At 68.3% G+C, this 18,574-nt stretch carries 22 protein-coding genes and 1 tRNA gene; 15 read left to right on the top strand and 8 right to left on the bottom strand.

What is annotated here, in order from left to right; genetic code table 11:
• The first annotated feature begins 71 nt into the window (after positions 1 to 71).
• Positions 72 to 1,019, top strand: coding sequence for a J domain-containing protein (locus AB4Y94_RS13210; RefSeq protein WP_441728292.1), 948 nt, complete (start codon positions 72 to 74; stop codon positions 1,017 to 1,019).
• Here AB4Y94_RS13210 and AB4Y94_RS13205 read toward each other — a convergent pair.
• On the bottom strand, positions 1,016 to 1,900 hold the full coding sequence (locus AB4Y94_RS13205) for a hypothetical protein (protein ID WP_441728291.1): 885 nt from the start codon (positions 1,898 to 1,900) through the stop codon (positions 1,016 to 1,018). The two genes, AB4Y94_RS13210 and AB4Y94_RS13205, sit on opposite strands and share 4 nt — an antisense overlap.
• A 62-nt stretch (positions 1,901 to 1,962) precedes the next feature.
• Entirely contained in the window at positions 1,963 to 2,541 is a 579-nt protein-coding gene (locus tag AB4Y94_RS13200) for a hypothetical protein (RefSeq protein WP_441728290.1), read from the bottom strand.
• A gap of 100 nt (positions 2,542 to 2,641) precedes the next feature.
• Here AB4Y94_RS13200 and AB4Y94_RS13195 point away from each other — a divergent pair, with 100 nt between their 5' ends.
• Together AB4Y94_RS13195 and AB4Y94_RS13190 are read left to right on the top strand one after the other, a co-directional pair.
• Positions 2,642 to 3,004 carry a hypothetical protein gene (locus tag AB4Y94_RS13195; RefSeq protein WP_441728289.1) on the top strand — a complete coding sequence of 121 codons (363 nt, stop codon included), beginning with the start codon at positions 2,642 to 2,644 and terminating at the stop codon, positions 3,002 to 3,004.
• Entirely contained in the window at positions 3,004 to 3,522 is a 519-nt protein-coding gene (locus AB4Y94_RS13190; RefSeq protein ID WP_441728288.1) for a mycothiol transferase, read from the top strand. The genes AB4Y94_RS13195 and AB4Y94_RS13190 overlap by 1 nt, the downstream gene beginning before the upstream one ends.
• A 3-nt stretch (positions 3,523 to 3,525) precedes the next feature.
• Here the strand turns inward: AB4Y94_RS13190 and AB4Y94_RS13185 are convergent, their stop codons facing one another.
• Positions 3,526 to 4,311, bottom strand: a complete 786-nt coding sequence (locus tag AB4Y94_RS13185; protein ID WP_441728287.1) for an alpha/beta fold hydrolase — start codon at positions 4,309 to 4,311, stop codon at positions 3,526 to 3,528.
• Positions 4,312 to 4,428: 117 nt separating this feature from the next.
• Here AB4Y94_RS13185 and AB4Y94_RS13180 point away from each other — a divergent pair, with 117 nt between their 5' ends.
• On the top strand, positions 4,429 to 4,980 hold the full coding sequence (locus tag AB4Y94_RS13180; RefSeq protein WP_441728286.1) for an OsmC family protein: 552 nt from the start codon (positions 4,429 to 4,431) through the stop codon (positions 4,978 to 4,980).
• A gap of 24 nt (positions 4,981 to 5,004) precedes the next feature.
• Here AB4Y94_RS13180 and AB4Y94_RS13175 read toward each other — a convergent pair whose 3' ends face one another.
• From AB4Y94_RS13175 to AB4Y94_RS13160, 4 genes are all read right to left on the bottom strand, one after another.
• Complete coding sequence (locus AB4Y94_RS13175) at positions 5,005 to 5,784, bottom strand: PspA/IM30 family protein (RefSeq protein WP_441728285.1); 780 nt, start codon at positions 5,782 to 5,784, stop codon at positions 5,005 to 5,007.
• Positions 5,781 to 6,395 carry a hypothetical protein gene (locus AB4Y94_RS13170; protein ID WP_441728284.1) on the bottom strand — a complete coding sequence of 205 codons (615 nt, stop codon included), beginning with the start codon at positions 6,393 to 6,395 and terminating at the stop codon, positions 5,781 to 5,783. The genes AB4Y94_RS13175 and AB4Y94_RS13170 overlap by 4 nt, the downstream gene beginning before the upstream one ends.
• Before the next feature lie 118 nt (positions 6,396 to 6,513).
• Positions 6,514 to 7,194, bottom strand: coding sequence for a nucleoside/nucleotide kinase family protein (locus AB4Y94_RS13165; protein WP_441728283.1), 681 nt, complete (start codon positions 7,192 to 7,194; stop codon positions 6,514 to 6,516).
• Between the two features lie 210 nt (positions 7,195 to 7,404).
• A tRNA-Leu gene (locus tag AB4Y94_RS13160) sits at positions 7,405 to 7,489 on the bottom strand.
• A 133-nt stretch (positions 7,490 to 7,622) separates the two neighbouring features.
• On the opposite strand from AB4Y94_RS13160, the gene AB4Y94_RS13155 reads away from it, so the two are divergent.
• Genes AB4Y94_RS13155 through mshC form a run of 3 tightly spaced genes read left to right on the top strand, consistent with a single transcriptional unit; the run spans position 7,623 to position 11,112 of the window.
• Complete coding sequence (locus AB4Y94_RS13155; protein ID WP_441728282.1) at positions 7,623 to 8,960, top strand: M20/M25/M40 family metallo-hydrolase; 1,338 nt, start codon at positions 7,623 to 7,625, stop codon at positions 8,958 to 8,960.
• 18 nt (positions 8,961 to 8,978) lie between these two features.
• Complete coding sequence (locus tag AB4Y94_RS13150; RefSeq protein WP_441728281.1) at positions 8,979 to 9,833, top strand: undecaprenyl-diphosphate phosphatase; 855 nt, start codon at positions 8,979 to 8,981, stop codon at positions 9,831 to 9,833.
• A gap of 13 nt (positions 9,834 to 9,846) precedes the next feature.
• A complete protein-coding gene (mshC, locus tag AB4Y94_RS13145) occupies positions 9,847 to 11,112 on the top strand; it encodes a cysteine--1-D-myo-inosityl 2-amino-2-deoxy-alpha-D-glucopyranoside ligase (protein ID WP_441728280.1) in 1,266 nt (421 codons plus the stop codon).
• A gap of 52 nt (positions 11,113 to 11,164) precedes the next feature.
• On the opposite strand, the gene AB4Y94_RS13140 is transcribed toward mshC, so the two are convergent.
• Positions 11,165 to 12,124: a proteasome assembly chaperone family protein gene (locus AB4Y94_RS13140; protein ID WP_441728279.1), complete on the bottom strand. Its 960-nt coding sequence runs from the start codon at positions 12,122 to 12,124 to the stop codon at positions 11,165 to 11,167.
• A gap of 146 nt (positions 12,125 to 12,270) precedes the next feature.
• Between AB4Y94_RS13140 and AB4Y94_RS13135 the strand changes: the two genes are divergently transcribed.
• The 8 genes from AB4Y94_RS13135 (at position 12,271) to tatC (ending at position 18,572) form a co-directional block, all read left to right on the top strand.
• Positions 12,271 to 12,927 carry an HAD family hydrolase gene (locus tag AB4Y94_RS13135; protein ID WP_441728348.1) on the top strand — a complete coding sequence of 219 codons (657 nt, stop codon included), beginning with the start codon at positions 12,271 to 12,273 and terminating at the stop codon, positions 12,925 to 12,927.
• Positions 12,924 to 13,925 carry a tRNA (adenine-N1)-methyltransferase gene (locus tag AB4Y94_RS13130; protein ID WP_441728278.1) on the top strand — a complete coding sequence of 334 codons (1,002 nt, stop codon included), beginning with the start codon at positions 12,924 to 12,926 and terminating at the stop codon, positions 13,923 to 13,925. The genes AB4Y94_RS13135 and AB4Y94_RS13130 overlap by 4 nt, the downstream gene beginning before the upstream one ends.
• 108 nt (positions 13,926 to 14,033) lie before the next feature.
• Positions 14,034 to 15,008: an FKBP-type peptidyl-prolyl cis-trans isomerase gene (locus AB4Y94_RS13125; protein WP_441728277.1), complete on the top strand. Its 975-nt coding sequence runs from the start codon at positions 14,034 to 14,036 to the stop codon at positions 15,006 to 15,008.
• Between the two features lie 101 nt (positions 15,009 to 15,109).
• Positions 15,110 to 16,213 carry a helix-turn-helix transcriptional regulator gene (locus AB4Y94_RS13120; protein WP_441728276.1) on the top strand — a complete coding sequence of 368 codons (1,104 nt, stop codon included), beginning with the start codon at positions 15,110 to 15,112 and terminating at the stop codon, positions 16,211 to 16,213.
• Positions 16,210 to 17,184: a helix-turn-helix transcriptional regulator gene (locus tag AB4Y94_RS13115; protein ID WP_441728275.1), complete on the top strand. Its 975-nt coding sequence runs from the start codon at positions 16,210 to 16,212 to the stop codon at positions 17,182 to 17,184. The genes AB4Y94_RS13120 and AB4Y94_RS13115 overlap by 4 nt, the downstream gene beginning before the upstream one ends.
• A gap of 2 nt (positions 17,185 to 17,186) precedes the next feature.
• Positions 17,187 to 17,531 carry a hypothetical protein gene (locus tag AB4Y94_RS13110; RefSeq protein ID WP_441728274.1) on the top strand — a complete coding sequence of 115 codons (345 nt, stop codon included), beginning with the start codon at positions 17,187 to 17,189 and terminating at the stop codon, positions 17,529 to 17,531.
• On the top strand, positions 17,524 to 17,772 hold the full coding sequence (gene tatA, locus AB4Y94_RS13105) for a Sec-independent protein translocase subunit TatA (protein WP_441728273.1): 249 nt from the start codon (positions 17,524 to 17,526) through the stop codon (positions 17,770 to 17,772). The genes AB4Y94_RS13110 and tatA overlap by 8 nt, the downstream gene beginning before the upstream one ends.
• Before the next feature lie 47 nt (positions 17,773 to 17,819).
• Complete coding sequence (gene tatC / locus AB4Y94_RS13100; RefSeq protein ID WP_441728347.1) at positions 17,820 to 18,572, top strand: twin-arginine translocase subunit TatC; 753 nt, start codon at positions 17,820 to 17,822, stop codon at positions 18,570 to 18,572.
• Positions 18,573 to 18,574: the final 2 nt, after the last annotated feature.

Raw genomic sequence — 18,574 nt, 5'->3', positions numbered from 1 at the left:
GGATTCCAAGCGAGGCATGCCAGAATCGGCAGGTACCGTTGTTGGCCGAACCCCGAAAGAGACCGCCCAGGATGCCTGATAGCCCCGCAGCGGCCACACCGTACGAGGTGCTCGGAGTCAGCGCTTCAGCCACTGACCGGGAGATCCGCGTCGCCTACCGGCGGCTGCTGCGCCGCACCCACCCCGATGTCGGCGGCAATGCCACCCAATTCCATGCGGTGCAGGTCGCGTGGGAGCGGATCGGGAACCCCGCGGCTCGAGCTGACTACGACCGGCAACGTTTCGCGCGTGCCGATCCGATGACAGCGGATGCCGGCCCCTCCCGCGAAGCGACCTCGGCCCGGAGCAGTTCAGGCGGAGCCCGATCCGGGCCCCGCGCCCGCATGCACGGGCATCCGGGCGGCGCGGCGCGGCAGCGCTATCTCGACTTGATGCGGGAATGGACCGGCCGCGGGACCACGGTCGATGACCCGTATGCACCGGAACTGATCCGATCGGCGCCGCGGGAGATCCGGCATATCCTCGCCAAGGCTCTCGCCGAGGAAGCGACAGCCCATCTGGTGGCCTCCCTCGGAATCGGCTACACCGCGTGGCACGACGTGGCCACCGGGCGTCACACCGAGAAGCTCGACCACGTGGTCCTCGGACCGGCCGGGTTGTTCGGCGTTCTCTCGGAGGACTGGGGTGGCCCGGTGCAGCTGGTGCGGGGTGAGCTCACCGGTGACGGACTGCCGCTCGGGGCTCAGCCGCTGCAGGATCTGGAAGCCAGCGCCCGCGCCCTGTCCCGTGCGGTGCGGGTGCGCTTCACCGCGCTGGTAGTGGTGCTGCCGGACACAGCGCTGTCGGAGGCGCTCACCGTGTCCGGCCGGGGGCGCCGCCCGACGATCGTGGTGATTCCACGGTCCCGGCTGGTCGGGTTGCTGCGCGACGGGTTGCCGGGGGTGGAGCGCGGCAGCTTCGAGAAGGTGTTCGAACTGCGAAGTCGCTTGCAGAACGGCATCCGCTTCGTCGATGCCTAAACAGACCGGTCGAGCCCGAGCTTCTCCACCCAGTAGTCGAGGAACGTGGCGCCGGCCTCGTCGTGGATCTCCTCGCCGATGATGATCACCGGGTACGGACGCTCCAGCACACCGTCGGCGGGTCGCACGTCAACGTGGGCGACGTCGTAGCCCGCGCTGTGCAGGTGGTCCGCCATCAAGTAGTCACTCCGTGAGTCGCCGACGGATCGCCACACGGTCGGCAGCGGACCGGATTCGGCGAAGAATTCGAGCGCGCGCTCGGCGCCGTGGTCCTTGTCCAGCGTCACCGACTCCACGTCGGTGGAGATGATGGTCGGGTCGATCCGGAACGGGACCAGCCCCGCGGCATCCGGGACCTCTCGCTCACCGAAGCGCACCCCGAGTCCGTGGGCCACCAGCATCGAGAACACCGCCTCGTTGAAAGCGGGCTGGTCGGCGACGAACGCCGCGTGGTCGACATCCATTCGCTGTTCGACGGAGATCATCGCCAGCTTCGTCTCGTCGAAGAACATGGTGCCGGCGAACCGATCCGCAACCAGGGCACGTACCTCGGCCACGACGCGGTCGGGCAGGGCGACTGTCTCGTCCACGACGATGTCGCCCATTCCTTGGCTCGTGATGGGAAACCACACCGCGCCCTTTTCGCAGACGCCGTACATGCGCACGCCGTCGGGCAGCCCGGCGGCCAGCAGCGGACCGACCACCTGCTCACGGATGAACGTGGCGCTCCGGCCGGTGATGAACGCGATCGGCACGTCGGCGGCGGCGAGGGTGACCAGGTCCGCGACGATGCTCGGGGTCGCGATCGTGCGGGTGACCGGGCTGGCGATCGGCCCGTCAACGTCGAGAAGAAGTCCAAGCGGCGAAGGGGTTTCGGTCATACGCCATTGTTTCACGCGTGTTGTCGTCACGTTCCGCCCGTCGTCGTCGTCGGGCGACCCGGTCAGGGACGGCGGGCGCGTGCTTCCCAGTCGGCGATCTCCTGCCGCAGCGGCTCGAGCGCTGCCAGGTCTCTGCAGTCGACCACCGGGTTGCCGCAGCGACACCGCAACGGGTTCTGCTGGTCGGCCCCGTGCCGCGCGGCGATCCGGGCCAGGACCTGCATCGCCCGTGCCGTGCGGCGGGACTCCAGGTCGGTTCGGCGCTCGGCCCGTTTCAGCAACTCGGTTTCCAGCAGCGCCCGGACCCCGCCGGTGGCGGTCTGGTCGAACTGCCCGTTGACGATCCCCGTGAGTTGGTCGACCTTCGCCTGCAGTTCCACGAGCGCCGCGTCGTTCTCGGCGCTCCGCCGTGCGCTCTCGGCCGCGAACACCCGGTGCGCCTCGTCGGCCTCGGCGTACAGCTCGGCCCACAATCGCACGTGGTCCGCGTCGCGACGCTCGGCCTTCTCAGCCCCGATGTGGCGGGTACAGAAGGTGCAGACCACCTGGTCGGATGCCGAGTCGAAGTGGAACGGCTGCTGGGAGTGGCAGCACAGGCACTCGGCCAGGATGTCCTCGTGCAGCCGGTAGCGGTGGGTCACAGAAGCTCCCTGTGGAATGCGGGCACCGCGCCGACCGGACTGGGACGGCGCCGTGCGAGCTTATCCAAGAATCCATCGGCAACGCCTATCGTTGAGAGACATGATTACCCGAAGAGAAGCAGCACTGCGCCTGGACATCCCGCTGGAGATGGCCCGCCGCCACGGCATTCCGTCGCGCTTGAGCCCGGCCGAGTTCGCCGAGCTGGAACAGAATCCGCCCGCCTGGCTGCAGCAGTCGCGGGCGAACCGCACCGGCAAGCCGGTCTGGGTTGAACTGACCTGCGACGTCTGCGGGTTCTCGGAGGCAGCCCGCCCCAAGAAATGGTGGCCGGCATTCACCTACCTGACGTGCTCGCACCACGCCTACGACGAGGTGCCGGAGCCGGCTGACGGCCTCGCTCGCCGCGAGGTCGACGGCATCGGAAGCCGATTCATCGGAATCGTCGACGAGGCGCCCGCCTGATGTTGTCGATCGAGCTGCTGACGGACGCCTTCAACCGGATCCAGGGAACCGTGCGTTCAGTGCTGTCGTCGACGGATGCCGCGATCCTCGGCTACCGTCCGGACCCGGAGTCGAACAGCGTCGCCTGGCTGGTGTGGCACCTGACCCGGGTGCAGGACGACCATGTCTCCGAGGTGGCCGGAATCGAGCAGGTCTGGACGGCGGGCGGCTGGGCCGACCGCTTCAACCTGCCGTTCGACGTGTCGGCCACCGGTTATGGCCAGAGTTCGGCCGAGGCCGGTGCGGTTCAGGTCAGCGCAGAGTTGCTCGCCGGCTACCACCGCGCCGTGCACGCCCAGACGATCGAGTTCCTCGGCGGCCTGTCCGACGCTGACTTCGACCGCGTCGTCGACACGTCCTGGAGCCCACCGGTCACCCTCGGGGTGCGGCTGGTCAGCGTCATCTCCGATGACCTGCAGCATGCCGGCCAGGCCGCCTACGTGCGCGGACTGGCGATCCGCGCGTTGCGGCGCGGTTAGCTTTCAGGGCAGCTGACTCTTCAGAAACGTGGTCGCCGCTTCCCGGAAGTGCCGGGACGTCGGAGCGTTGAAGTGGTTCCGCCCCGGAATCTCGAAGAACGTACCGTTGGGGGTGGCCTCGGCGAGCGCCCGTGAGGCAGCGACGATGCGGTCCTCGCTGCCGGTGGCGAACAGCAGTGGCTGGCTGGGCGCGTTGTCGGGCCCTGGCTGGGGGCCGTCCCTCATTCCCTCGACCAGCGCAACCAGCGCCGTGAGGTCGTTGCCGGGCACGCTGCTGGCCATTTGCAGGTAGGCGCCGGTGAGCCGGTCCTCAACAGCCGCTCCGTGCTCGATGTGCTCACGGGCATCCGCTACCTTGAAACGTTTGAGCGGGTCGCCGTCGGGGATCCCACCGAGGACGGCGCGGCTGATCCGGTCGGGGAACTCGCGGGCCGCCTGCCACCCGACGCGCGCACCGAGCGAGTAGCCGACATAGGCCACCTCGTCGAGGAGGTAGGTGTCGAGCACCTGCAGCACATCGGCCACCAGGATTTCCATCGTGTACGCGTCAGTGGACCGGGGCTTGTCGCTGGCGCCATGCCCGCGCTGGTCGATCGCAATCACGTGGAAGCCGGCCCGGGTGAGGTCCCGGGTCCATCCCGTGGAATGCCAGTTGTACAGGCCGCTCGAGGCGAATCCGTGCACCGCCACCACGGTGGGGTGCGCCGGGTCACCGAACTCGTAGGTGGCGATCTGTACACCATCGGCGGAGTAGACGGCGCGGGACTCTGGCGGTGCGACGATCGGCATGCTCTCAGGTTAGGGGACAGGTCAGTGCTCGAGCGGCAGGAGAGTGCCCCGGCGTACTGACCCGACATATTGCGTCACGAACCGGATGTGGCACAGGCTCCCCGCTACCGTTTCAGCATGACTCTCCTCGACACCGTTTCCGCACCGTCCATCTCCGCCACCGACCGTGCGGAGCGCCTCGACTCCGCAGGCTCCGCGTGGGGGGAGCGGATCGCCGGCGACGCCACGACCGCCCAGCTCACCTACCGGGTCAAGGCCTCGGGTGAAGGCTCGGTCGCCAGCCGCATCACCGCGGGCAAGCATGAGTTCTTAGTCGACGAGCCCGCGGCTCTCGCGGGTGACGACCTCGCAGCCAGCCCGGTCGAGTACGCGCTCGGCGCCCTGGTTTCCTGCCAGATCGTGGTCTACCGCCTGTATGCCCAGGCCCTCGGCATCCAGTTCGACGAGATCGACATCGCCGTGGAAGGTGACCTCGATGCCCGTCGGCTGTTCGGCCTGGACCACGACGTGCGTGCCGGCTTCTCTGATGTGCGGCTCGCCATCACCATCACCGGGCCGGAGACCGAGGAACGCTACCAGGAACTCCGCGAAGTCGTCGACGCGCGATGCCCGGTGCTCGACCTCTTCTCGAACCCCACACCGGTTTCGGTCACCGTCACGAAGGGCTGAGTTGGTCCGTCGTAGACCTTCTTGCTACCGGGTCGTCGGACCCTGCCCGATGCTCAGCCAGGCGTCCGGGCCGTTGCCGTGATCGTCGGCGGCGCGGCTCCCGCCCTGCGCTCCAGCAGTCTTCATCGACTGCAGTTGTCGCTCGACCTCCGCACTCGCCGCACCGGCAGCCAATTGCCGTTCGAGGTCAGCATCGGGCGGGGCGGTGATGTCGTTGAGGGCGCCGCTGGCGAGCAGTTCGTCGGTGGCGGCAGCACGGGCCTGCATTTGAGCGACGCGGTCCTTGGCCCGATTCAGGTTGGCGCCGACGTCGCTCATGTATGAGCCCAGGCCCGCCGCTGCCTCGTTCGCCCTCACCTGCGCTTCGGAGGCGGTGTAGGTGGCCTTGATCGTCTCCTTCTCGGTGCGGAACGTGGCGATCCGCTCCGCGAGACGGCGTTCGTTCTCCTGCAGTTGCGCCTGCTGCTGCAGCAGGGCGGCGTGCTGGTCGCGGACGGTTGCGACTTGGCGCTCGAGGAGGGAGCGGCGCTCCAATGCGGTTCGGGCGAGATCCTCCCGCCCCTGGCCGAGCGCCTCCTGCGCCTGAATGGTCAGCCGTTGGTACCTGGCGCCCATTTCCTGACCCTGCAACTCGATCCGCTTCTTCCCCGTCGCAACCGCGGCCAACCCGTGCCGAACCTGTTGCAGCATCTTCACCTGCTGGTCGTAGCTGTCGTCGAGGGCTTCACGGGGGTCTTCCAGGCGGTCGACGGCGCGAGTCGCTTTGATCCGGAAGATGGTGCGCAGACGCGACGTGAGGCTCATGACTTGTTCCCCCTGGTCAGGCGATCCATCGCCGGCTGCCGACGCGGGTCGAACAGTGCGTCGTTTTGGTTGAGCGCGTGCAGTTCCTGGAGTCCGGCGTTCAGGGCGGTGACCTCGCGGTCGACGTCGAACCGAAGCCGCGCCAGCGCATCGTCGGACACTTCTCCCAGCCCGTCAGCGACGACAGAGCGCAGTCGGCGCACCAGCCCTGCTACCTGTTCGACCCGGCGCTTGGCCGCGGGTATCCCTTCGGCAAGCATGACCGGATCGGTCTCGGTCGCCATCAGTCGCAACTGCGACTCCAACGTGACGCCTTCGGACTGAATCCGGTGAAAGAGACGCGGAAGCTCACCACGCGGTGGCTCGGTGCGCCCGGCGAGCTCGACCGCGAGCTGGCCGCTCACGAGCGTGTCATTGAGCCGCATGCGCAGTTTCAACACTTCGTGCCGTGGGCCCCAACTGAGGCGGGTCCGCGCACGCAGCACCGCACTGTTGAGGGGGCGACTGCGGCGGAGCCGCGTGTAGACCATCCGCAGCACCACGGCGACAATGACAACCGACGCCACGCAGATGAGCGCCAATGTGATCAATACCCAGGCGAGCACGTCCATTAGTCCACCTTCATCACGGCTTCGTCGTGCCAGTGCCAATTCGCGACACGATCTACCGGCTAAACTACGCTCGTTTTCGCCGAGTTGTCACGACCTCGGAAGATCGAAGCCTGGCTGGTCAGCACGAGGGCTTGGCTCGTTGAACCGCGCCGGTGACCCCCGAGAGGACAAGGTCGGCGCGGTCCTGTGAGCGTTCGATCAACACCGCGTTGGCGCCGTCGACGTCGCGCGCCCACGCCGCGGCGGCTTCGAACGACCGGCCGTGGAACGTGTGCCGGTCGATGAGCCGCCGCTCGCGCTCCTCGGGCGGGGTGGCACAGAACCATGCCGCGTCCAGCCGGTCTCGCACTCCGGCCCAGGGCTCGGAGTCGATCAGGAGGTAGTTACCCTCGACCACGACAACCTGTGCGGCGTCGTCGACCGCAATCTCCCCGGCGATGCCTTCGTCGACCGTGCGCTCGAAGCTCGGTGCGTAGACGGTGTGGCCGGTTTCCGTGCGCAACCGGTCGAGCAATGCGACGAAGCCCCAGCCATCGAAGGTCTCGAGCGCGCCCTTCCGGTCGTGGAGGCCCAGTCGGTCGAGGGTCGAGTTGGCGAGGTGGAATCCGTCCATGGGGAGGTGCACGGCGACGCCGGGCACCTCGGTGTTGAGGCGATCAACAAGGGAGCGCGCGAGCGTAGTCTTCCCGCTGCCGGGGCTCCCCGTGATGCCGAGCAGGACCCGGGCAGCTGCGGATCTGGTACGCAGGTCGCGTGCGCGTTCGGCGAGGGCGTCGATGGGCTCCATCTCAACTGCCACCAATCCTTCGCAGACGTCCGGACGACACGAGGGGTCAACGGTGTCACGCGCTTCGGCTGGCCAGTCGCAGTCCCACGGAGCAGTGTATCGGCGGCCGCCCGTCGGGCCGAGCACGTGGCGCCAGCGAAGAAGGGCCGGATCAGTGATCCGGCCCTTCGTGAACTGTCTCAACCAGTTCTCGTCAGCCTTTCCCGAAGAAAAGACCGAGTGTGTCCGAGGGGGGACTTGAACCCCCACGCCCTATACGGGCACTAGCACCTCAAGCTAGCGCGTCTGCCATTTCCGCCACCCGGACTGAGTGATCGGCAGCCGACGTATCGGCTACCGAGGTAATAACTTAGCACGGTTTGGCGGGGCGGATTGAACGCCACTCGCCGGGGGAGCGCCGATACCGGGGCGCGCCGACCAATGCCGATAGCGTTGACCATATGGCATCAGAGGCGCGCACCAGACCTGACGAAAACCCAGCACCAGAACCGCTCGACCTGACCGTCGAAATCGCGCGCGACCTCATCCGCTTCGACACCACCAACTACGGTGAGGGCCGCTCAAACGGCGAGACGGATGCCGCAGAGTATGTCGCCGAGAAACTCCGCGGCCTGGGTCTGGCTCCCGAATTGTTCGACTCGGAACCCGGCCGCACCAGCGTCGTCGCCCGGGTGAAGGGACGGGACTCCAGCAAACCCGCCCTGGTCGTGCACGGTCACCTCGACGTGGTGCCGGCGGACCCGGCCAACTGGAGCGTCGACCCATTCGCCGGGGTGATCAAGGAGGGCCTGCTCTGGGGCCGCGGCGCCGTGGACATGAAGAACATGGACGCCATGATGCTCGCCGCGCTGACCGCCATCATCGGTGCCGGGCAGGCGCCGGCGCGCGACCTGGTGGTCGCCTTCTTCGCCGACGAGGAGAACGGGGGAGTGCTGGGCTCGCACTACCTGGTCCAGACGCATCCGGAGCTCTTCGCGGGGGCCACCGAGGCCATCAGCGAGGTCGGCGGGTACTCGATCACCCTCGCCGGGAAACGCGCGTACCTTCTGCAGACGGGTGAGAAAGCTCTCATCTGGGTCAAGCTCATCGCCCGCGGCGACGCCGCGCACGGGTCCCGCCTGATCCACAACAACGCCGTCACCAAGCTCGCCGAGGCGATCGCCAAGGTCGGCCGGCGCCAGTGGCCGATCCGGCTCACCGACACCACCACCCAGCTGCTGGGCGAGCTGGCCCGCATCCTGGACGTCGACCCCCAGGCCGTCGGGCCGGACGAGCTGGCCCTCGCCACCGGCACGGCGTCGGGATTCATCCAGGCGAGCCTCCGCACCACAACGAACCCCACCATGCTGCAGGCCGGGTACAAGCACAACGTGATCCCCGACACCGCGGAGGCGCGCATCGACATCCGCTCGCTGCCCGGCGAAGAGGACGCGGTGCTGGCCGAGGTCGCCGAGCTGGTCGGCCCCGACATCGAGATCGTCGTCATGCACCGGGACATCGGGCTCGAGACCGAGTTCAGCGGCCCGCTGATCGACTCCGTCATCGCCACCCTCGGCCGCCACGACCCGGGAGCTCCCGTTCTGCCGTACCTGCTCTCGGGCGGCACCGACAACAAGGCGCTGAGCACGCTCGGAATCAAAGGCTACGGCTTCGCCCCACTGAAACTCCCAGCAGACTTGGATTTTCCGGCGATGTTCCACGGCGTGGACGAGCGGGTGCCGCTTGACGCATTAGTGTTTGGCAGGCAGGTTCTGACCGACCTGCTGCTGGACTACTAACGCGGGGAACAACACAACGTGGATTTCATCAATGCGATCATCCTGGGACTGGTCCAGGGGCTGACCGAGTTTCTGCCCGTCTCGTCGAGCGCGCACATCCGGATCGTGGGCGAGTTCCTCGGCACCGGCGGCGACCCCGGGGCGCGGTTCACCGCCATCACCCAGATCGGCACCGAACTCGCGGTGGTGCTCTACTTCTGGCGCGACATCACCCGCATCATCGGGCGCTGGGCGCGGTCACTGGCCGGCAAGGTCCCACGCACGGACCCCGACGCCCGCATGGGCTGGCTGATCATCCTCGGCTCGCTGCCGATCATCGTGCTCGGCCTGCTGTTCCAGGACCAGATCGAAACCGTGCTCCGGTCGCTCTGGATCACCGCCACCATGCTGATCGTGTTCGGCATCCTGCTCGGCGTCGCCGACTACGTGGGCGCCAAGAAGCGCCGGCTCAAGGACATCACGGTGGGCCACGGCGTGATCTACGGCTTCGCCCAGGCGCTTGCCCTGATTCCCGGCGTGTCGCGCTCCGGTGGCACCATCACCGCGGGCCTGTTCATGGGGTACGAACGCAAGGCCGCCGCGCGATACGCCTTCCTGCTGGCCATTCCCGCGGTGCTCGGCAGTGGCTTTTACCAGGTCTACAAGTCGATCTCCCAGCCCTGTGTCGCGGCCGCGGCGAACTGCACCCCGGAGATCTTCGGGCCGGTCGAGACACTGGTCGCGACCGTGATCGCGTTCGTCGTCGGACTCCTGGTGATCGCCTTCTTCATGAGCTACATCTCCCGGCGGAGCTTCCTGCCGTTCGTGATCTACCGCATCGTGCTCGGCATCGTGTTGTTCGTTCTGCTCGGCACAAACGTGCTCACCGCGTAGCTAGGCTGATTCCATGCGTGCATGGAACCGACCAGACCTCCCGACCCTCCCCGGGAGCGCCGGCGTGCCGCGGTTGCATGACACCGCCACCGGTGGGCTGGTCGAGGCGCGGCCGACGGATGCCGCGCGGCTGTATGTCTGCGGGATCACCCCGTACGACGCCACCCACCTCGGCCACGCGTTCACCTACCTCGCCTTCGACACGCTGCAGCGGGTCTGGCGTGACGCCGGCGTCGCGGTGCACTACGCCCAGAACGTGACGGATGTCGACGATCCACTGCTGGAACGGGCCGCGGCGACCGGCGTCGACTGGCGTGTCCTCGCGGCCGAGCAGGTGGAACTGTTCCGCACCGACATGGAAGCCCTCGCCATGCTCCCGCCGTACCACTACGTCGCGGTGACCGAGGTGATCCACGAGATCTCCCGTGCCGTGTGCCGGCTCTGGGACGACGGCCTGGCCTACCGGGTGGACGCGTCAGACGCCCTCCCGAACGCGGACGGGACACCGGCTTCCGACCTCTACTTCGACAACGCCGCGGCCGAACGAACGTCGCCGTGGCGGCTGGGCGACGAGAGCAACCTCGGCCGGACGGAGATGCTCACCCTGTTCGCCGAGCGCGGGGGAGACCCGGACCGGGTCGGCAAGCGCGACCCGCTCGACCCGCTGCTCTGGCGCGCGGCACGTGAGGGCGAACCGGCCTGGGACACCCCGGTGGGCTCCGGCCGGCCCGGCTGGCACATCGAATGCTCGGTGATCGCGCTGATGGAGCTCGGGGCGGACTTCACGGTGCAGGGCGGCGGGAGCGACCTGATCTTCCCGCACCACGACATGAGCGCGGGCCACGCTGCCGCGCTGTCCGGGCATCCGCTGGCCGGGGTCTACAGCCACGCCGGCATGGTCGCCTACCAGGGCACGAAAATGAGCAAGTCACTTGGCAACCTGGTCCTGGTCTCCGGGCTCAGGGCCGAAGGCGCCGACCCCCGTGCGATCCGGCTGGCGCTCCTGGCGGAGCACTACCGCTCCGACTGGGAGTGGACGAGCGAGCATCTGGTGGCCGCTGAGCGACGCCTCGCCCGCTGGCAGGCGGCGTTCGGAACCGAGGCGACCCCGGGCATCCGTGACAGCGACGCTGTGCTGGCCCAGATGCGGGCGGCGCTGGCCGAAGACCTCGACACGCCGAGCGCGTTGGGCGCGGTGGATGCGGCAGCCGCCGCCGGGGTGACCGACCCGGCGCTGGTCCGTTCCGCGATCGAGGCGCTGCTCGGCGTCCGGCTCTGACCGCGTCACCCTCGCATCCGGATCCGGCCCCGGCCTCGACCGGGCCGGATGATCAGGACGGGCGTGGCCCCTCAGGACCCGGGCGCCCGTCGGCCCAGCCGTCACGACCGTCTCGACCGTCACGACCGTCACCGCGTTTCCGCAGGTACTGTTCGAACTCCTGGGCGATCGCCTCGCCGCTGGCCTCTGGGGAGTCCACGGTGTCGCGGGCCTGCTCCAGCTGGGCGATGTAGCCGGCCATCTCCTCGTCCTCCGCGGCGAGGGCGTCGATGCCCTCCTCCCATTCCGCGGCCTCGGCGACCAGTTCGCCACGGGGGATCACGACGTCGATGATCTCCTCGAGCTTGTCGATCAGCGCCAGCATCGCCTTGGGCGACGGAGCATTGTGCACGTAGTGCGGAACGGATGCCCAGATCGACATGGTCGGGATCCCGGCTTCCTCGGCGGCCAGCGCCAGGACGCTGAGGATGCCGACCGGCCCCTCATAGCTGCTGCGCTCGACCTGCAGCTCGGCTCGGAGCTGCGGGTTGTCGCTGGAGACGAAGATGGAAATCGGGCGAGTGTGCGGGACATCCGCCAGCATCGCACCGAGGAACACGACGCCGCCGACATCGGCCGCCAACGCGGCGTCGACCATCTCGGCGGCGAAACTCTTCCAACTCCGTGACGGCTCGGTGCCGAGAAGCAGGTAGATGTTGCCCACGTTGGCACCGCTCACCGCGAGCTGTGCGTCCTCGGCCAGGGGCGCGCCGGGCAGTTGCTGGCCGGACGGTCCGTAGAGTGTCGCTCCGGGCCATTCCAGCTGGCGGCGGCTGCTTTCGTCGCTGGAGATCGTGGGACGGTTGAACTGGTAGTCGAAGTACAACTCCGGGTCGACGCTCGTGATCTCGGTGACGTCGAGCAGCTCCTTCAGGGTGCGCACTGCCCCGGTGGCCGCCTCTCCGGCGTCGTTCCAGCCCTCGAACGCCACCACCAGGAGGCGCCCGCTCAGGAATCCGTTGCGCTCAGTCACTACCAGGAACCTCGATCCACCCCGGCCGCCACGGTCGGCGAACCTCAATCAAGGATAGGCGGTGCCCCTTAGACTTGAACCCCGTGATCTCGATCCCCGCAAATATCCCTGCCCCGCCGCCCCGACCCGCCGCCGTGCTCTGGGATATGGACGGCACCCTGGTCGACACCGAGCCGTACTGGATGGTCGCGGAGGACGAACTCGTCGCCTCATTCGGCGGCACCTGGACGCACGACGACGCCATGCTGCTGGTCGGCTCCGGGCTCTGGGCGTCGGCCACCATCCTGCAGGACCGCGGCGTCGCCCTGGAAGCGGATGCGATCGTGCAGCGGCTCACCGACCGGGTCCAGGAGCAGCTCGCCGTGCACGGGGTGCCCTGGCGGCCCGGCGCCCGGGAACTGCTCCGCGCCGTGAAGGACGCCGGCATCCCCACCGCGCTGGTCACGATGTCGGTGGAGCGGATGGCGCGCCAGGTCATCGACCTGATCGATTTCGCCGCCTTCGATACCGTCGTCGCCGGCGACATGGTCACGCACAGCAAACCGCACCCGGAGGCTTACCTCACCGCGGCAGCGGCGCTCGGCGTCGACCCGGCGCACTGCGTCGCGATCGAGGATTCAGCCCCCGGGGTGGCCGCCGCCGTTGCAGCCGGCACGATCGTGATCGCCGTTCCCCACCAGGTGGACCTGCCGCCCAGCGCGCTGTACGCGCGGTGGCCGACCTTGCGGGACGCGACCGTTGCCGACCTCACCACCCTGTACACCGACCAGCACGCCCACCTCGAGAGAGCAGCACGATCATGAACACCCAGCAGGCCAACCAGAACAGCGGCCCGTTCCGCGCGGGTGACCGGGTGCAGCTCACCGGCCCGAAGGGCAAGCTGAACACCATCACCCTCGAGCCGGGCAAGGAATTCCACACCCACCGCGGCATCCTCGCCCACGACGACGTCATCGGCCTGCCCGACGGTTCGGTGGTCTCCAACAATGTCGGCGTTGAGCACCTGGCGCTCCGCCCGCTGCTGAACGACTTCGTCATGTCGATGCCGCGTGGCGCCGCGATCATCTACCCCAAAGACGCCGCGCAGATCATCGCCCAGGCCGACATCTTCCCGGGGGCGACCGTCGTCGAGGCCGGCGTCGGCTCCGGCGCGATGTCGCTCTGGCTGCTGCGCGCGATCGGGCCGGCCGGCCGGCTCGCCTCGTTCGAACGGCGCGACGAGTTCGCCGACGTGGCGCGCGGCAACGTCGCCACCTTCCTCGGTCACGACCCCGAGAACTGGTCGGTGACGCTCGGCGACCTGGCCGAGGCGCTGCCGACCACCATGGACGACCAGAGCGTGGACCGGGTGGTGCTCGACATGCTGGCGCCCTGGGAATGCCTCGACGCGGTCTCCGCCGCGCTGAAGCCCGGTGGTGTGCTCCTCTGCTATGTGGCCACGGTCACCCAGCTGTCCCGGGTGGCGGAAGCCGTCCGTGGGTCTGGCCTGTACACCAACCCGGAGTCGAACGAGACGATGGTGCGCGGCTGGCATGTGGAAGGCCTGGCGGTGCGGCCTGACCACCGCATGATCGGACACACCGGTTTCCTCATCACCGCTCGCCGGCTCGCGCCGGACACCGTTCTGCCCGAGCTGAAGCGGCGCCCGTCGAAGACCGACTTCGACGACGCCGACTTCGAAGCCTGGACCCCCGGTGCGCTCGGCGAACGCGCCGTGAGCCCGAAAAGCCTGCGCAAGCGCGTGCGCGCCGCCGGCCAGGGTGCAGCGATCTCCAAGGCTCGGGAACTCGGGGACGGTTAGGATGGGCTCCGGCTCGAATCCAGGCCCCACTTTCCAGCCTCACCTTCCGCACTGACTTCCAGGCCTGCGCCTGGCACACCGACACCCGCTGTACCGAAACGAGGATTTGTGCGTAAAGCATCCGCTCTGATTGCAACCGCTGGACTGCTGCTCGCCGTCCTGACCGGCTGCGCCAGCCCGAGCGCCACCAACGCCGACTGCACACCACCGGTCAAGGACGGTGCCGCGTCGAAGCTGGTGGAGGTCACCGGCAAGTTCGGCAGCGTGCCGAAGGTCGATTTTCCGACGCCGCTGAAGACCAAGACCACACAGCGTGCCGTCGTGGTCCCCGGCACGGGCGCTGGACTGGTCGAGGGACAGAAGGTCAAGATCGATCTGAGCGTCTACAACGGCACGTCGGGCAAGGAAATCGAGAAAAGCACCTACGACGGCAAGTCGCTGGCGAGCTTCGTGCTCAACGACAAGACCATCAAGGGCCTGACCGACGGGCTGAAGTGCTCACAGGTCGGGTCCCGCGTGGTCACCGTGGTCTCGCCGGACGACGCCTTCGGGCCCCAGGGCGGCAACGAGCAGATCGGCGTCGCGAAAGACGACACCCTGGTCTTCGTGCTCGACGTCGTGAAGGCGTACCTGCCGCGCGCCAACGGCGCGGACCAGGCCGTCGCGGGCAACCTCCCCGCTGTCGTGCTCGCCGCAGACGGCACCCCCGGCGTCACCGTGCCGTCCGCCAAGGCGCCCACCAAGCTTGAGGTCGGCGTGCTGAAGAAGGGCACCGGCGCGAAGGTCAAGGAGGGTGAGCCCGTCACCGTGCATTACACCGGCCTGGTCTGGGACACCAAGAAGGTCTTCGACTCCAGCTGGGAGCGCGGGGAACCGGCCGAGTTCGTGGCCGCCGACGGGTCCAAGACCCAGGGCGGCGTCATCCCCGGGTTCGCCGACGCGCTGGTGGGCCAGACCGTCGGGTCGCAGGTGATTGCCGTCATCCCGCCCAACCAGGGCTACGGTGAGGCCGGCAACCAGCAGGCGGGGATCACCGGCACCGACACCCTGATCTTCGTCGTCGACATCCTCGGGGTCAACTAACCCCACCCCCTCGCCGAAACCGCACTTGTTGGGCTTATACGTGCGTGATAAGCCCAACAAGTGCGGGTTCGCGGGGCCGGGGGGCTGGATAGACTCGCTGTGTGCCGCCCACCCCCGAGACTTCCCCCCGCATCGCGGTCGAGGAACGCCTGTTCAGCCTCGTCCTCGCGCTGATCGCCACCGAAACCGGCCTGACCAAGGCGGACATCCTGTCTACCGTGCAGGGGTACCGCCAGCGGTACCAGCACGGCGGCGACAACTCCAGCCTCGACCGCCAGTTCGAACGCGACAAGGACGACATCCGGGAACTCGGCATCCCGCTGGAGACGATCGAATCCCAGGACGAGCCGGGAAGCAACCACGCGCTGCGCTACCGGATCCCGAAGGGCCAATACGACCTGCCGGCGGATGTCTCGTTCACCCCGGATGAGCTGATGCTGCTGAAGCTCGCCGCGACAGTCTGGCGCGAGGGATCGCTGTCCGCGGAATCGCAACGGGCCCTGGTCAAACTCGGGTCGCTCGGGGTGGGCTCCAGCGACCCGGTCCTCGGCTACGCGCCGCACCTGCGGGTGCGCGAGAGCGCCTTCGAACCGCTCAGCAAGGCCATGGACCGCGGCCAGGTCGTGACCTTCCCCTACCTGAAGCCGGGAGAGACCGCGCCGCGCCGGCGGCGGGTGGCCCCGCACGCCGTGGTGCTGCACGAAGGCCGGTGGCACCTGTTCGCCGTCGACCAGGACGCCCAGGCGCCCCGCACCTTCCTGCTGTCACGGATCGTCGGCCCGGTCGCCGTGGTGCCGGGGGAGACCTTCCGCCCCGACGGGGAGGGCAAGGGACGGCAGGCCCTCGACGAACTCGATGCGGTGTGGAACTCCCACACCGCCGAGATCGACGTCGAACCGGGAAGCGACGCCGACGTACGGCTCGGCAAGCGGAACATCGCCGACGGCGCCGAGCATGCGGCCGGGGCCACTGCAGCGGCAGGCACCGACGCGGCAGGCACCGACGCGGCCGGCACCGACGCGGCCGGCACCGCGGGCCTGCGCCCGATGACCATGCACTACACCGACCTCAACATTTTCGCCGACGAACTGGCCGGGTACGGCCCTGAGGTGCTCGTGCTCTCCCCCCTCGAACTCCGGCAGGCGGTCCGCGCCCGGCTGGTCGGCGTGCTCCGGGCGCACGGCGACAGCGGGAGCCAGGCATGAGCCCGCAGCACCTCGGCGCGTCAGACAAGCTCACGTTCCTGCTGTCCCTGGTCCCGTACCTGATGGACCACGACAGCGTGAGCGTCGACGAGGTCGCCGCCCATTTCGGGGTCCCCGCCGCGCGCGTCCGCGATGCGGTCCGCCTGATTGCCATGTCCGGCATACCGGGGGAGACCAGCCAGTACCTGCACGGCGACCTGTTCGACATCCAGTGGGACGAATTCGAGAACGACGACCGGATCGTGCTCACCCACCTGGTGGCCATCGACGATTCGCCGCGGTTCTCCGCCCGCGAGGCCTCGGCGCTGATCGCCGGCCTGCAATACCTGTCCGCGCTGCCGGAGAACGCCGACCGCGCTGCCGTCGCGTCCCTGATGGCCAAGCTCACCCGCAGTGCGTCGGCCGCGCCCAGCCAGCTGGCCGTCGCGACAACGGATGCCGGTGACGCCATCTCGGTCATCCAGGCCGCGGTCCGGGCCGGCCGGCAGGTCGAGTTCGACTACCGGGGCGCGCGCGGTGTGCACGAACACCGCCAGGTCGACCCGTTGCGGGTCGAATCCGTCGACCAGGACTGGTACCTGCGCGGCTGGTGCCACCTGCGCCAGGCGGTGCGCACCTTCCGGCTGGACCGGATGAGCGCGCTCACGGCGACCGATCACCCCGCCGAAGACCACACCACCGACGTCGCCCTGCCGGAGACCCTGTTCCAGGGGACCGCGGACGACAGGTCCGTGGTGATCGAATTGCCGGCATCCGCCCTGCCGTTGATCAGCGACTACGTGCCGGAGCAGGTGACCGAACTCGGCGGCGGCCGGGTGCGGGCCGTGCTGCGGGTGGCGCATTTCCACGGGCTGAAGCGCCTCGTCAGCCGGCTGGCCGGGCTGGTCACCGTGGTCGAGCCGGCCGAAGCTCGCCGGGTGGTCGCCGACTGGGCGGCCGCCGGAGCCGCCCGGTACGGGGCGGCGGAGTAGCCATGCCGTGGTGGTCGTGGGTCATCATCTGGGTCATCCTGGCCGGGGCGCTGCTGGGCATGCTGGCGTGGTTCGGCGTGCGCTTGTTCAGGAAACTCATGACCATAGCGGATGCCCTCAGCGACTTGGGTAACCAGCTCGCCGAGCTCGACGTCGCCGTCGACCAACTGGCGCCCGACCCATTCCGTCCGGCCGTCTTTGCGGACCGGGACGAGCTGGCACTGGACGTCGAGCGAAACCGGGACCGACGCGCCCGTCGACGCCAGGAACGCAGGGATCTCGCGATCAACCGGGGTAAACTACTCCGACACGCACCGATTGAACAGAGGACACAGCCTCATGCTTAGCAATCTGACCGGATGGCATTTCCTGATCATTCTCGTGGTCATCCTGCTCCTTTTCGGCGCCCCCAAACTCCCCGGCCTCGCCCGGAGCCTCGGCCAGTCGATGAAGATCTTCAAGAGCGAGATCAAGAGCGACAAGGTCGACGAAGACCCTGACGCCGCGCCCTCGAACACCGCCCAGTCGACGATTCGCGACGAGACACGCAAGGCCGCAGGCTCGGCCGACACCAACCCGAAGCCGTAACACCTGTGGCAGTGCGCACCCCCCGGCGTGCCAGCCGCGACGCGAAGATGTCACTCGGGCAGCACCTGCTCGAGCTGCGGAAGCGGCTGTTCCTGGCCGCAGCCGGTATTTTCGTGGGCGGCGTCATCGGCTGGTTCCTGTCCGATTTCGTCTGGGACCAGCTCCGCGAGCCCATCTATGCGATCATCAACGCGCAGCACCGGAACGCCCAGATCAACTACCCCAACATCACCTCCGCGTTCGACCTGAAGCTGAAGATCTCGCTCTATGTCGGCCTCGTGGTCTCGAGCCCTATGTGGCTGTACCAGATCTTCGCCTTCCTCACCCCGGGGCTGACCCGGAAAGAGAAGCAGTACACCTTCGGGTTCTTCTTCACCGCGATCCCGCTGTTCCTGGCCGGCTGCGCGGCCGGCTGGTACGTGCTCCCACACGTCGTCGAATTGATGACCAGTTTCGCCCCGAAGGAGGACGCCGCGTTCATCGTCGCCACCGACTACCTCGACTTCGTGCTCAAGCTCGTGGTCGCGGTCGGCGTCGCTTTCGTGCTGCCGGTGTTCATCGTGCTGCTCAACTTCGCCGGTGTGATCAGCGCAGTCTCGATCATCAAGTCATGGCGGGTCGCGATCCTCGTCATCATCCTGTTCACCGCCATCGCCACCCCCGCCGCAGACGTCGTCTCGATGTTCCTGCTGGCCATCCCGATGGTGGTCCTGTACTTCGCCGCCTATGGGATCGCCTGGCTGCATGACCGGCGGGTGGCCAGGCGCACCCTCGCCTTCGAGCAGAGCCTGGCGCTGTAGGC

Source organism: Glaciibacter sp. 2TAF33 (genome assembly GCF_052114945.1).
Taxonomy (GTDB): Bacteria; Actinomycetota; Actinomycetes; order Actinomycetales; family Microbacteriaceae; genus Cryobacterium.
This window is presented reverse-complemented; position numbering and strand designations above follow the sequence as displayed.